This is a genomic window from Streptomyces pratensis, from assembly GCF_037137275.1.
GTDB lineage: Bacteria > Actinomycetota > Actinomycetes > Streptomycetales > Streptomycetaceae > Streptomyces > Streptomyces pratensis_B.
Genome location: NZ_JBBBEN010000092.1, coordinates 492,524 through 505,979, shown reverse-complemented (window position 1 = coordinate 505,979; position 13,456 = coordinate 492,524). Strand labels below are relative to the sequence as shown.

11 protein-coding genes are annotated in these 13,456 nt (G+C 67.1%); 10 read left to right on the top strand and 1 reads right to left on the bottom strand.

The features are described from left to right. Positions 1-20: 20 nt before the first annotated feature. From V9U70_RS19050 to V9U70_RS19040, 3 genes are read left to right on the top strand one after another with little or no spacing between them, the layout of a single operon-like run. Entirely contained in the window at positions 21-794 is a 774-nt protein-coding gene (locus V9U70_RS19050; protein WP_336676757.1) for a GNAT family N-acetyltransferase, read from the top strand. 60 nt (positions 795-854) lie between these two features. Beyond that, positions 855-2,825: an IucA/IucC family protein gene (locus tag V9U70_RS19045; protein WP_336676755.1), complete on the top strand. Its 1,971-nt coding sequence runs from the start codon at positions 855-857 to the stop codon at positions 2,823-2,825. Positions 2,826-2,863: 38 nt separating this feature from the next. Continuing rightward, on the top strand, positions 2,864-4,834 hold the full coding sequence (locus V9U70_RS19040) for an ATP-dependent DNA helicase (RefSeq protein ID WP_336676753.1): 1,971 nt from the start codon (positions 2,864-2,866) through the stop codon (positions 4,832-4,834). A gap of 166 nt (positions 4,835-5,000) precedes the next feature. Here the strand turns inward: V9U70_RS19040 and lexA are convergent, their stop codons facing one another. Continuing rightward, complete coding sequence (gene lexA, locus V9U70_RS19035) at positions 5,001-5,798, bottom strand: transcriptional repressor LexA (protein ID WP_336676752.1); 798 nt, start codon at positions 5,796-5,798, stop codon at positions 5,001-5,003. Positions 5,799-6,300: 502 nt separating this feature from the next. Here lexA and nrdR point away from each other — a divergent pair. The 7 genes from nrdR (at position 6,301) to V9U70_RS19005 (ending at position 12,755) form a co-directional block, all read left to right on the top strand. After that, positions 6,301-6,813, top strand: coding sequence for a transcriptional regulator NrdR (nrdR, locus tag V9U70_RS19030; RefSeq protein WP_336676751.1), 513 nt, complete (start codon positions 6,301-6,303; stop codon positions 6,811-6,813). 170 nt (positions 6,814-6,983) lie between these two features. Continuing rightward, on the top strand, positions 6,984-9,881 hold the full coding sequence (locus tag V9U70_RS19025; RefSeq protein WP_336676749.1) for a vitamin B12-dependent ribonucleotide reductase: 2,898 nt from the start codon (positions 6,984-6,986) through the stop codon (positions 9,879-9,881). A gap of 208 nt (positions 9,882-10,089) precedes the next feature. After that, on the top strand, positions 10,090-10,887 hold the full coding sequence (locus tag V9U70_RS19020) for a DUF1883 domain-containing protein (protein WP_336676747.1): 798 nt from the start codon (positions 10,090-10,092) through the stop codon (positions 10,885-10,887). A 176-nt stretch (positions 10,888-11,063) separates the two neighbouring features. Then, positions 11,064-11,201: a hypothetical protein gene (locus V9U70_RS19015; protein WP_329268144.1), complete on the top strand. Its 138-nt coding sequence runs from the start codon at positions 11,064-11,066 to the stop codon at positions 11,199-11,201. Between the two features lie 108 nt (positions 11,202-11,309). Next, positions 11,310-12,008 (top strand): hypothetical protein, encoded by a 699-nt coding sequence (locus tag V9U70_RS30715; RefSeq protein WP_473828703.1) that lies wholly within the window; start codon positions 11,310-11,312, stop codon positions 12,006-12,008. A gap of 34 nt (positions 12,009-12,042) precedes the next feature. Then, positions 12,043-12,435, top strand: a complete 393-nt coding sequence (locus V9U70_RS30710; protein ID WP_473828702.1) for a tyrosine-type recombinase/integrase — start codon at positions 12,043-12,045, stop codon at positions 12,433-12,435. Continuing rightward, entirely contained in the window at positions 12,432-12,755 is a 324-nt protein-coding gene (locus V9U70_RS19005; RefSeq protein WP_336676746.1) for a helix-turn-helix domain-containing protein, read from the top strand. Before V9U70_RS30710 ends, V9U70_RS19005 begins: the two co-directional genes overlap by 4 nt. Positions 12,756-13,456 lie beyond the last annotated feature (701 nt).

Genomic DNA, 13,456 nt, shown 5'->3' with positions numbered 1-13,456 from the left:
CCAGAGAGGAGAGCGCCGCCGTGCCTCCCGCCGACGCCTCAGCGGAACCCGACGCCGCACCGGACGACCAAGGCCCCGCCGCTCCGCCGGGCGGCAGGGCCGTCGGCGCCGGCGTCGAGGACACCCTCGACCTGAAGCTGACCGAAGAGCTCCTGGCCCTCATCGCGCAGCAGCGGGACCCGGAGCCGCGCGACGTACGGGCGGCCCGGCCGGCCCCCGGGGACGAGCTGCTGGGCGACCCCGGGGCCTGGCCGCCCGCCGCCACCGGCGCCGGGGAGTTCCGGCTCCTCCCGGTACGGCCGGAGCGCGATCTCGCCCTTCTCAGCCGCTGGATGAACGACCCCGCCGTGGCCGCCTTCTGGGAGCTCGCGGGGCCCGAGTCCGTCACCGCCGAGCACCTGGGGCGACAGCTCGAAGGAGACGGCCGCAGCATCCCCTGCCTCGGCGTGCTCGACGGTGCTCCGATGAGCTACTGGGAGATCTACCGCGCCGACCTCGATCCGCTGGCCCGCCACTACCCGGCCCGCCCCCACGACACCGGCCTGCACCTCCTCATCGGAGGCGTGGAGAACCGGGGCCGGGGCGTGGGCGCCACCCTGCTCCGCGCCGTCGCCGACCTCGTCCTGGACAACCTCCCGCGGTGCGGGCGGGTCGTCGCCGAGCCGGATCTGCGCAACACCCCGTCCGTATCCGCGTTCCTCAGCGCCGGCTTCCGCTTCTCCGCCGAAGTGGACCTCCCCGACAAGCGTGCCGCCCTGATGATGCGCGACCGACCGTACCGAGCCCACCTGTGACCTACTCGCCGCACCGTCCACACCGCTCGAACCTCATAGGTTCCTTCCGGAGGAGTCCCCGTGTCGACATATCCATATTCCGCGAGCCCTGATGCGGCCGTGTCCCCGCAACTGCTCAGCCCTCCGGAACTGAACCGGCGGGACTGGGACCGGGCCGCGGCCCGGCTGCTCGCCAAGATGCTCGGCGAGTTCGCCTACGAGAAGATCATCGAGCCCGTCCGGCAGCCCGGCGACGGCGGACGCCACCGGCTGACCCTCGACGACGGGGGCGTGATCGGCTTCACGGCCCGCCGCGGCGTCTACGGCAGCTGGCGCGTCGACCCGGACTCGATCGAGGTGACCGAAGCGCCCCGAGCGGCCGGGGCGTCCCCGTCCGCGCACTCCAACGGCTCGTCCGCCGCCGCCCCCGCCGGTGATCCATCCGCGCTCGTACTCTCCGACGGCTTCCCGGAGGCCCTGGCCAACGGCTCGCCGCCCGGCCCCCGGCCCTTCCGCGACCCCCTGCGCTTCCTCACCCGGGCCCGTGGCCTGCTCGGCCTCGACGGCGCCACGCTCGGCCATCTCATCCGCGAGCTGACCCGCACCCTTTCCGCCGACGCCCGCCTCGACCACACCGCGCTCACCGCGGACCGGCTCGCGACCTTGGACTACGCGGAGCTGGAAGGTCACCAGACCGGCCACCCCTGGCTGGTGGCCAGCAAGGGACGGCTCGGTTTCTCCGCCGCCGACGCGGCGCACTTCACCCCCGAGACCCGCGTCCCCGTCCGGCTGCCGTGGATCGCGGTCAGCACGCGCATCGCGCAGTACCGGGGCGTCGGCCGCCTCACCGAGCCGGGCCGCCTCTACGCCGAGGAGCTGGACCCCTCCGTCCGTACCGCCTTCGCCGACGTGCTGCGCGCCAGGGGACTCGACCCGGAGCGCTATCTCTACCTCCCCGTGCACCCCTGGCAGTGGGACGAGTGGATCGTCCCGCTCTTCGCCCCGGCCATCGCCGACGGCGACATCGTCGCCCTGCACACCGACGGCGACGCCCGGCTCCCGCAGCAGTCGATCCGTACGTTTTCCAACGTGGAGCACCCCGGACGCCACTCCGTGAAACTGCCGCTGTCCATCCTCAACACCCTCGTCTGGCGAGGGCTGCCGACCGAGCGAACGCTCGCCGCCCCCGCCGTCACCGCCTGGGTCCAGGGGCTGTGCGCCGACGACCCGTTCCTGCGCGACACGTGCCGGGTCGTCCTCCTGGGCGAGGTCGCCTCCGTTACCGTCGAGCACCCGCTCTACGACCACCTGCCCGAAGCGCCCTACCAGTACAAGGAGATCCTGGGGGCGATCTGGCGCGAGCCGCTGCCGCCCCGGCTCGAACCGGGAGAACGGGCCCGCACGCTCGCCTCCCTCCTGCACACGGACCCGGCGGGCCGCGCCTTCACCGCGGAGCTGGTCGAGCGGTCCCGGATGAGCCCGGCCGCCTGGCTCACCCGGCTCTTCGCCGCCCTCCTGCCGCCCCTGCTGCATTTCCTGTACCGCTACGGCACCGTCTTCTCCCCGCACGGTGAGAACGCCATCGTCGTCTTCGACGAGAACGACGTGCCCGTACGGCTGGCCATCAAGGACTTCGTCGACGACGTCAACATCAGCGCCCAGCCACTGCCGGAACACGCCAGCATGTCCGCAGAGGTGCGCGCCGTGCTCCTCACAGAGGAGCCGGCCTTCCTCACCCAGTTCATCCACTCCGGACTCTTCGTCGGCGTCTTCCGCTATCTGTCCCCGCTCTGCGAGGAGCAGCTGGGCGTCTCCGAGGAAGCGTTCTGGTCACTCGTCCGGGCGGAGATCCTCCGCCACCACGCCCGCTTCCCGGAGCTGACGGAACGGTTCGCGATGTTCGACATGCTCACTCCGGAGATCGAGCGCCTCTGCCTGAACCGCAACCGTCTGCTCGTCGACGGCTACCGCGACCGGGCCAGCCGCCCTCACGCGGCCGTCCACGGCATGGTCCCGAACCCGCTGCACCCCGCCGGACGCGTCCGGGAGTGATCGGTGTTGTCGGTGGCGCGCCGTAGGCTGGTCGGGCTATGACGAAGCCACCCCTCCCCGAGCTCCTGCACGCCGCCGTCACCGCCGTCGGCGGTACGGAAAGGCCCGGCCAGGCCGCGATGGCCGCAGCCGTCGCCGAGGCCGTCGACGACCAATCCCACCTGCTCGTCCAGGCCGGCACCGGCACCGGCAAGTCGCTCGGCTATCTGGTGCCGGCCCTGGCGCACGGCGAGCGCGTCGTCGTGGCCACGGCCACTCTCGCCCTCCAGCGGCAGCTCGTGGAGCGCGACCTGCCCCGCACGGTCGACGCCCTGCATCCGCTGCTGCGCCGTCGCCCGCAGTTCGCGATGCTCAAGGGCCGGTCGAACTACCTCTGCCTGCACCGGCTCCACGAAGGAGTTCCGCAGGACGAGGAGGAGGGGCTGTTCGACCAGTTCGAGGCCGCGGCGCCCTCCAGCAAGCTGGGCCAGGACCTGTTGCGACTGCGGGACTGGTCGGACGAGACGGAGACGGGCGACCGGGACGACCTGACCCCCGGCGTCTCGGACCGGGCCTGGGCGCAGATCTCCGTCTCCTCGCGTGAGTGCGTGGGCGCGACGAAATGCGCGTACGGCGCGGAGTGCTTCGCGGAGGCGGCACGCGAGCGCGCCAAGCTCGCGGACGTGGTCGTCACCAACCACGCGCTGCTGGCGATCGACGCGATCGAGGGTGCGCCGGTGCTGCCGCAGCACGAGGTGCTGATCGTGGACGAGGCCCACGAGCTGGTCTCGCGGGTCACCGGCGTCGCCACCGGCGAGCTGACCCCGGCGCAGGTCAACCGGGCGGCCCGCCGGGCGGCGAAGCTGGTCGACGAGAAGGCGGCCGACGCTCTGCAGACGGCCGCCGAGGGTTTCGAGCGAGTCATGGAGCTGGCTCTTCCCGGGCGGCTGGAGGAGGTGCCGGAGGACCTCGGGTACGCGCTGATGGCCCTGCGTGACGCGGCGCGCACGGTGATCTCGGCGATGGGCGCCACCCGCGACAAGTCGGTCCAGGACGAGGACGCCGTCCGCAAGCAGGCCCTGGCCTCGGTCGAGTCGATCCACGGCGTCGCCGAGCGCATTACCCAGGGTTCCGAATACGACGTCGTCTGGTACGAGCAGCACGACCGGTTCGGGGCCTCCGTCCGGGTGGCTCCGCTCTCGGTCTCCGGGCTGCTGCGCGAGAAGCTGTTCGCCGAGCGGTCCGTGGTGCTGACGTCGGCGACGCTGAAGCTCGGCGGAGACTTCAACGGCGTGGGCGCGTCCCTCGGCCTGGCCCCGGAAGGCACCGTGGCCGAGGACGTTCCGCAGTGGAAGGGCCTGGACGTCGGGTCCCCCTTCGACTACCCGAAGCAGGGCATCCTGTATGTCGCCCGGCACCTGGCGACGCCGGGACGCGAAGGATCGCGGACGGACATGCTGGACGAGCTGACCGAGCTGGTGGAGGCGGCAGGGGGGCGCACGCTGGGGCTGTTCTCGTCGATGCGGGGGGCCAAGGCGGCGGCCGAGGAGCTGCGCGGCCGACTGGACAAGCCGATTCTGCTCCAGGGCGAGGAGACGCTGGGCGAGTTGATCAAGAATTTCGCGGCCGACCCGGAGACCTGTCTGTTCGGCACCCTCTCGCTCTGGCAGGGCGTCGACGTCCCGGGCCCGAGCTGCCAGTTGGTGATCATGGACCGGATTCCGTTCCCCCGGCCCGACGACCCGCTGATGAGCGCGCGGCAGCGAGCGGTGGAGCAGGCCGGCGGCAACGGGTTCATGGCGGTGGCGGCGACGCACGCGGCCCTGCTGATGGCCCAGGGGGCAGGCCGGCTGGTCCGGGCGACGGGGGACAAGGGCGTCGTAGCGGTGCTGGACCCCCGCCTCGCCAACGCGCGGTACGGGAGTTATCTGCGGGCCTCGCTGCCCGACTTCTGGTACACGACGGACCGCAACCAGGCCCGCCGCTCCCTGGCAGCCATCGACGCGCGGGCCAAGGCCGAGGGTGCGTAGCCGCAGCGCCCTGCCGACCACCCGAGTCCTGCCGGCTGGTCGGCTCCGGAGGGCACGGCTGGGCCGAGACGTCGTTCTGGCGGCATGGCGAAGCCCCGGAGCCGACGTCGAACGGATGACGTCCTAGGCAGGGCCCCGGGGCCGACGGCCGTGACCGGTGCGCTCTTCAGACCCGACGCAGCACCGCCACCACCTTGCCCAGGATGGTCGCCTCGTCGCCGGGGATCGGCTGGTAGGCGGCGTTGTGCGGGAGCAGCCACACGTGGCCGTCCTCCCGGCGGAAGCGTTTCACCGTGGCCTCGCCGTCGAGCATGGCGGCGACGATGTCCCCGTTCTCCGCGACGGGCTGGCGGCGCACGGTGACCCAGTCGCCGTCGCAGATCGCGGCCTCGATCATCGAGTCGCCGACGACCTTCAGGACGAACAGCTCGCCGTCGCCGACGAGCTGGCGGGGGAGCGGGAACACGTCCTCGACGGACTCCTCCGCGAGGATGGGTCCGCCGGCGGCGATGCGGCCCACCAGCGGGACGTAGGACGCGGCGGGCTTGCCCGTCGTGTCGGTGGGCTGGGTGCTGGGCTGGTCGGAGCCGCGCACCTCGTAGGCGCGGGGGCGGTGCGGGTCCCGCCGGAGGAAGCCCTTGCGCTCCAGGGCCATCAGCTGATGGGCGACGGACGACGTGCTGGACAGGCCCACCGCCTGACCGATCTCCCGCATGGACGGCGGGTAGCCCCGGCGCTGCACGGAGTCGCGGATGACCTCGATGACGCGTCGTTGCCGGTCCGTGAGCCCCGAGCTGTCCGCCCGGATGCCTGGCGGCCTCCCGGGCAGGGAACGCCCGGAGCGCACGGGCTCGGGCCCGTCCGAGTTGGTGACTGTGTCATTCATGGCGTGCACCGGCTCAAGTCGGCTCTGGGAGCGGTGGTCCCGGGCGGTGATGGTGGCACTGTCTGCGGTGGTGGTCACGTCGGCCCCTCTCGAATGTTCTCCCTAGCTGGACAACGGTAGTAGCTTTCGAAAGGTTGCGCCAAACACACGTTCGAGTGAAAAACGAATAAAGGGCTGCCGGGATGCTTCTCGCAGGTGTATGAGCTAACGGAGCCAGGCTCCGTGGCGCGCTCGGGCCGGTGCTCCGCGGTACCCCGCCCCAGCCTTTCATCCCCACCTGGCGCCCGAGTGCGGGGCCCTGCCCCGGCCCCTCGGCGGCCGCGCGTCTCCCGTACCCTCTTGTCCTGACCCCCGCTTCCCCCCGACCGCCCGTCCAGGGCGTCGAAGGCGCGACACGCGATGGGGTCGAAAAGGCGGCTCAACCCTAGATCTAGTGGTTGGATCGCCTCTGTCGCCCAGAGGTTGTGGTCTCGGTTCATCCGGGCTGTGGCCATCGCCTATGCTGGGGACTGCCTCCAGGGGCCCGCGACGGGCCCTGAAGAGGCTATTCAGTCGTACGCACGAAGGAGGGTTGGGAGCCATGCACTGCCCCTTCTGCAGGCACCCCGACAGCCGCGTCGTCGACAGTCGCACGACCGATGACGGGACGTCGATCCGTCGCCGCCGGCAGTGCCCCGACTGCTCCCGCCGTTTCACCACGGTGGAGACCTGCTCGTTGATGGTGGTCAAGCGCAGCGGGGTGACCGAGCCCTTCAGTCGCACCAAGGTGATCTCCGGTGTGCGCAAGGCGTGCCAGGGCCGGCCTGTCACGGAGGACGCCCTCGCCAAGCTCGGCCAGCGGGTCGAGGAGGCGGTGCGCGCCACGGGCAGCGCCGAGCTGACCACCCACGACGTGGGTCTGGCCATATTGGGCCCGCTGCAGGAGCTCGACCTCGTCGCGTACCTGCGCTTCGCGTCCGTGTACCGGGCGTTCGACTCCTTGGAAGACTTCGAGGCCGCCATCGTGGAGCTGCGCGCGCAGCGGCCTCGTGCAGAGGACAGCGGGAGCGGCGAGGCCCTTGAGGTCCCCGCCCCCGCCATCGCCGCCGACTGAGCGGTACCCGCCCCGGGTGGCCGGGTCCGCAGACGTGTCTGCGGACCCGACGTCGGGGCGACATGAGACTTGCTACCGGAGGCCGAGGGAGGCCGCCGGGGCATCGCACACACTGTGCCTGGGAAGATCTGGGCACTTCAGGGCGTTTTTGCCCACATATGGGAGGCGGCATGACAGAGACGGCGAGCGGCCCGGCACGAGGTTCCCGCACCAAGGGCGCCAAGACGAGCAAGGGTCTGCGTATCGAGCGCATCCACACCACCCCCGGCGTGCACCCGTACGACGAGGTGGAGTGGGAGCGCCGGGACGTCGTCATGACCAACTGGCGCGACGGCTCGGTCAATTTCGAGCAGCGTGGCGTCGAGTTCCCCGGCTTCTGGTCGGTGAACGCGGTCAACATCGTCACCAGCAAGTACTTCCGCGGGGCGGTCGGCACGCCCCAGCGCGAGACCGGCCTCAAGCAGCTGATCGACCGGATCGTGAAGACGTACCGGAAGGCCGGCGAGGACCACGGCTACTTCGCGTCTCCCGCGGACGCCGAGATCTTCGAGCACGAGCTGGCCTACGCCCTCCTGCACCAGGTCTTCAGCTTCAATTCCCCGGTCTGGTTCAACGTCGGCACGCCCCAGCCGCAGCAGGTCTCCGCCTGCTTCATCCTGGCCGTCGACGACTCCATGGAGTCGATCCTCGACTGGTACAAGGAAGAGGGCATGATCTTCAAGGGAGGTTCCGGCGCCGGCCTGAACCTCTCCCGCATCCGCTCCTCCAAGGAGCTGCTCTCCTCCGGCGGCAACGCCTCCGGCCCGGTCTCGTTCATGCGCGGCGCCGACGCGTCCGCCGGAACGATCAAGTCCGGCGGCGCCACCCGCCGTGCGGCCAAGATGGTCATTCTCGATGTCGACCACCCCGACATCGAGAACTTCATCGAGACCAAGGTCAAGGAGGAGGAGAAGATCCGCGCCCTGCGTGACGCGGGCTTCGACATGGACCTGGGCGGGGACGACATCACGTCCGTCCAGTACCAGAACGCGAACAACTCGGTCCGCGTGAACGACGAGTTCATGAAGGCCGTGGAGTCCGGCGGCAAGTTCGGGCTGCGGGCCAGGATGACCGGAGACGTCATCGAGGAGGTCGAGGCCAAGTCCCTCTTCCGCAAGATGGCCGAGGCGGCCTGGGCCTGTGCCGACCCCGGCATCCAGTACGACGACACCATCAACCGGTGGCACACCTGCCCGGAGTCCGGCCGGATCAACGGCTCGAACCCCTGCAGCGAGTACATGCACCTGGACAACACCTCGTGCAACCTGGCCTCGCTGAACCTGATGAAGTTCCTCAAGGACGACGGCGAGGGCCACCAGTCCTTCGAGTCCGAGCGCTTCTCCAAGGTCGTCGAGCTGGTCATCACCGCGATGGACATCTCGATCTGCTTCGCGGACTTCCCGACGCAGAAGATCGGCGAGAACACCCGCGCCTACCGTCAGCTGGGCATCGGTTACGCCAACCTCGGCGCCCTGCTGATGGCGACCGGCCACGCCTACGACAGCGACGGCGGCCGCGCGCTCGCCGGCGCCATCACGTCGCTGATGACGGGCACCTCGTACAAGCGTTCCGCGGAGCTCGCGGCAGTCGTCGGCGCGTACGACGGCTACGCCCGCAACGCCGAGCCGCACCAGCGCGTCATGAAGCAGCACTCCGACGCCAACGCCGCCGCCGTGCACATCGACGACCTGGACTCGCCGATCTGGGCCGCGGCCACGGAGGCCTGGCAGGACGTGCTCCGGCTGGGCGCGAAGAACGGTTTCCGTAACGCGCAGGCATCGGTCATCGCCCCCACCGGCACCATCGGTCTCGCGATGTCCTGCGACACCACCGGCCTGGAGCCCGACCTCGCCCTGGTCAAGTTCAAGAAGCTCGTCGGCGGCGGATCGATGCAGATCGTCAACGGCACCGTCCCGCAGGCGCTCCGCCGCCTCGGCTACCAGCCGGAGCAGATCGAGGCGATCGTCGCCCACATCGCCGAGAACGGCAACGTGATCGACGCCCCCGGCCTGAAGCCCGAGCACTACGAGGTCTTCGACTGCGCGATGGGCGAGCGCTCCATCTCCGCGATGGGTCACGTCCGGATGATGGCGGCCATCCAGCCGTGGATCTCCGGGGCTCTCTCCAAGACGGTGAACCTCCCCGAGACGGCCACCGTCGAGGACGTCGAGGAGGTCTACTTCGAGGCGTGGAAGATGGGCGTCAAGGCGCTCGCGATCTACCGCGACAACTGCAAGGTCGGCCAGCCCCTCTCCGCCAAGACCCGGGACAAGGAGAAGGAAGAGGTCACCGCGAAGGCCGAGGAGACCATCCGTACGGCGGTCGAGAAGGTCGTCGAGTACCGCCCGGTCCGCAAGCGCCTGCCCAAGGGCCGCCCCGGCATCACCACCTCGTTCACGGTGGGCGGCGCCGAGGGGTACATGACCGCCAACTCCTACCCGGACGACGGGCTCGGCGAGGTCTTCCTGAAGATGTCCAAGCAGGGCTCGACGCTCGCGGGCATGATGGACGCCTTCTCCATCGCCGTCTCGGTCGGCCTCCAGTACGGCGTCCCGCTGGAGACGTACGTCTCGAAGTTCACGAACATGCGCTTCGAGCCGGCCGGTATGACGGACGACCCCGACGTGCGGATGGCGCAGTCGATCGTCGACTACATCTTCCGTCGCCTGGCGCTGGACTTCCTGCCCTTCGAGACCCGTTCGGCCCTCGGTATCCACTCCGCAGAGGAGCGGCAGCGCCACCTGGACACCGGTTCCTACGAGCCGTCCTACGAGACGGACGGACTGGACGCCGAGAGCCTGGCCCAGTCCGCGCCGGTTCAGGAGGAGCCGCTGAAGGCGGTGGCGGCCCCCCGCGAGTCCGCGGAGAAGACCGCTCCGGCGACGGCGCACACCTCGGCCGAGCTGGTCGAGATGCAGCTCGGCATCAGCGCCGACGCCCCGCTCTGCTTCTCCTGCGGGACGAAGATGCAGCGCGCCGGTTCCTGCTACATCTGCGAGGGCTGCGGCTCGACCAGCGGTTGCAGCTGAAACTAGGCGGAATTGCATCGAGTGCATCACTCGGCAACCGCAACCCTGACAAGTAATCCCTGATGAGAGGGGCGTCAGCCTCGTGCTGACGCCCCTCCCGCGTAGCGGCTGGCCTGGGGATACACCCGCCGCTCAAGCGCACGCAACAATGTTGCATCCAGCGCAACCGCCTACAGGTCCCCGGTGAAGGTGATACAGAGGAAAACCCATGGACTACGCAGTCCACGATCTCGGCCGTCAGCCCAAGGGCGCGACCGCAGTCATCAACCTGTCCGGAAGTGCAGCCAATGTGCGCCTGATGGACTCCAGCAACTATCAGAAGTACAAAAACGGACGAAACCACCGGTGTATCGGTGGGCTGGCAAGGCGCTCACCAGTACGTCTTGTGATTCCGAGTAGCGGCCACTGGTACGTGACCGTCGACCTGATGGGCCTCAAGGGAAAAGTCAGGTCCTCGGTCTCCGTCGAACCGCCGCCACTGCCCGTGCTGCGCCCGAGTAGCGCTGGTTCTCTGACCGAGATCAGGCATGAGCCGCCGCCTTACTCCGCAGGCCGTGGTGAGCCCGTACGAGATGTCTTCATCTCCCATGCCAGTGAAGACAAAGAGACCGTGGCTCGACCGCTGGCGCAGTATCTGCAAGAAGCCGGCATCTCTGTGTGGCTCGACGTTCTCGAACTGAGGATCGGCGACAGCCTCCGCCGCAAGATCGACCACGGGTTGGCTAACAGCCAGTTCGGCATCGTAATTCTCTCGCGCCCCTTCTTCGAGAAGGGGTGGCCCCAGTATGAACTTGACGGCTTGGTGACGAGGTACGTGACGGGGCAACAGAACCTGCTGCCCATCTGGCACAACGTCACCAAAGACGAGGTCATGGCGCAAAGCCCGTCCCTGGCCGACAAGTTGGCGAGAAGCACCGCTCAGTTCACGGTCGAGGAGATCGCCAGCGAGATTGCTGATGTGATTCGAGAGAGCCGAGAGGGTGGTGCCCAGCGTGATGCTGGGTAACTCGAATCTCATACCTGAGAATTCCGGCGGAAAAGCCGCCGGATTGTGATCGGCTGACCCTTCGGAGGGGTCAGCCGATCACCGCAGCCAGAACGAGACGTCCTGTACCGCATCCAGGCATGCATGACATCACGTTCTGAGCTGCAACGCAAAGTGGCACGAAAGGAACTGTGATCATGTCCAAGAACCCACGCCAGACAGGTAAGAAGGCCGCGTCGGCCGCAGCCAAGGTCCTGGCCAACCCGAAGTCGACCAAGGCCGAGAAGTCTGCGGCGGCAAGCGCGCTGTCGCAGACGCCGTCCAAGAAGAAGTAACACCTGAAGGTGCCCAGGGCCTGCGCCCTGGGCACCCCAATCCTCAAGGGCACCCATGGCAGGCCCAGCGTAACCAACTCAACGATGATGCGTTGCGTTAGACGCAACATGAGCAGTGGGGTGGGCCTGCCAGGTGCTGCGCATCTGATGCTTGCTGACGGGGTCGTACATCTGGACCCCGAGACAGCCGTCTTCGAGGCGATGCTGGAGGGGTGGGCCCGGCAGCAGCGGGCCAGGTTTCTGGACTGGGATGGAACGATCAAACCGCGCCTCGCCCTTATCAGGCGATTTGCCGACTTCACCAATGAGTACCCATGGCAATGGCAGCCTGCCGAAGTCGACGCCTTCATGAATTCCCTTCGGGATAGGCGGCCAACTTTCGCGGCGTCAACTGGGCGGAGCTATCAGAACGCGCTGCGAATGTTCTGCGGTTACGTCACGGATGCTCGTTATGGCTGGCCGGTAAAGTGCTTTGATTCCTTTGGTCAAGCGCCAGCGCAGATTCTGCACGAGTGGAACACCATCGGCCACTCTAGCGAATATGAAGGTGATTCGGAGCGGCGCCCCCTCACTTATGACGAGGTGCAAGCTCTATTCGACGCAGCGGATGGACGGGTCGAGGACATCAGAGCCCGTCGCCGCAAGGGCGCTTTGGCGGCCATGAGGGATGCCGTATTACTCAAAACGGTATACGCATACGGGCTGCGTCGGCAGGAGGCTGTGCGCCTAGATCTACATGATCTGAGAAAGGAATCCCAAGGCTCCCTCGTATGGGCGCTTCGGAGCGATTTTTATTCGCTACGGTAAATCTTCAAAGGGCGGTCCGCCGAAGCGGCGAACCGTGCTCACGGTTCCCAAGTCCGACTGGGTGGTTGAATTACTGGATCACTACATTGAAGAGGTTCGGCCGCTTGCGTCACCAGGTAAGCACCCAGCCCTGTGGATTACCGAGCGTCTAAGCCGTATCTCTATGCGCCGACTGGACGAGGTATTCGAAACGGCTCGAACCATGGCAGGGCTGCCTGAAGAGCTAAATCTCCACTGCCTTCGGCATAGCTATGTTACGCATCTCATCGAATTCGATTACCCGGAGCGATTCGTGCAGGATCAGGTAGGTCATGAATATGCTTCCACTACAGCCATCTACTCAGGCGTATCTGACGAATATCGGAATCGCCTAGTTCAGAGATCCCTGAAGGCCAGGTACTCCGACCTGTGGGGGACCTCGTCGTGATCAAGAAGATGGGGATCCGATGGAACCTGCGCCAACTTATGGCAGCTCGCGAGATGTTTCAAACCACGGACTTGGTTCCCTTGCTTGCGGAGAGGGGAATCCACCTCTCTCGCGAGCAGGTATTTCGCCTAGTGACTCAACCACCGCAGCGGTTGTCTATGGATACGTTGGCTGCTCTCTGTGACATCCTTGGATGCACTCCCAACGACCTCATCGGCGTTGAGGTTGTTCATTCGGAGGTACGAAAGGTTTCTGGGGCTGACGCCAATCCTGTTCCACTGATGCGGCGTACCACTATCCGTCGCCCTGGCCAACGATGAGCAGCCGCGATCGTCAGCTGTCCGAGAAGCGTTGGCAGCGAGTGCTACAGCATATTTCGTCAACGCTGCCTAGCCTCGATGAAGAGGGTGCGGCGGAGATTCTTCGGACTGCTAACGCCTTGAGACTTGGTCAAAGAACCTGCTAGTGGGCAAGCCTGCTCATCACGTGCGCTTGGTGCGCCCATTCATCCAATGGCACATCATCCTCCGAGTTCGACGTAAGGTTCAGCGTCACCAACTCAGTTATGGTGCGGCTCAATCGACTCGGCGACGAATTAGCATTGCCTTTCAGTTTTTGGATTGGCTAGATCGACGAGGTCGTTTATTTGAGGAGATCAGCCAGGAAGACGTCGACCGCTGGCTCGCAGAAGGTTCGACTATGCGATATCAGATTCGATACTTTATTGGTTGGGCTGTGAGTCGGCATTTGATTGATCCGGTATTCGTGCCATGCCGCACGCAAGCGAATCCTGAAGTTGTCCTTGACGAGTATGACCACATCCGGCAGATTCACCGATGCGTAAATGATGGTGAAATTCCGCTGGATGTTCGGGTGGCCGGAGCGCTGGTTCTTGTCTTCGGGGCCACTCTCGCTCGGATTGTTTGCTTGACCGTCGGTGACCTAATTCATGAGGATGGGGAGAGTTACGTTTCTCTCGGCAGGAAGCCACTGCTCCTACCTCCACAGCTTGCCTGCCTTG

Coding starts and splice junctions, on each gene's coding strand:
- V9U70_RS19020 (WP_336676747.1), top strand. CDS start 10,090: ATGGACTACGCAGTCCACGATCTCGGCCGTCAGCCCAAGGGCGCGACC.
- V9U70_RS30715 (WP_473828703.1), top strand. CDS start 11,310: ATGAGCAGTGGGGTGGGCCTGCCAGGTGCTGCGCATCTGATGCTTGCT.
- V9U70_RS19025 (WP_336676749.1), top strand. CDS start 6,984: ATGACAGAGACGGCGAGCGGCCCGGCACGAGGTTCCCGCACCAAGGGC.
- V9U70_RS19015 (WP_329268144.1), top strand. CDS start 11,064: ATGTCCAAGAACCCACGCCAGACAGGTAAGAAGGCCGCGTCGGCCGCA.
- nrdR (WP_336676751.1), top strand. CDS start 6,301: ATGCACTGCCCCTTCTGCAGGCACCCCGACAGCCGCGTCGTCGACAGT.
- V9U70_RS19040 (WP_336676753.1), top strand. CDS start 2,864: ATGACGAAGCCACCCCTCCCCGAGCTCCTGCACGCCGCCGTCACCGCC.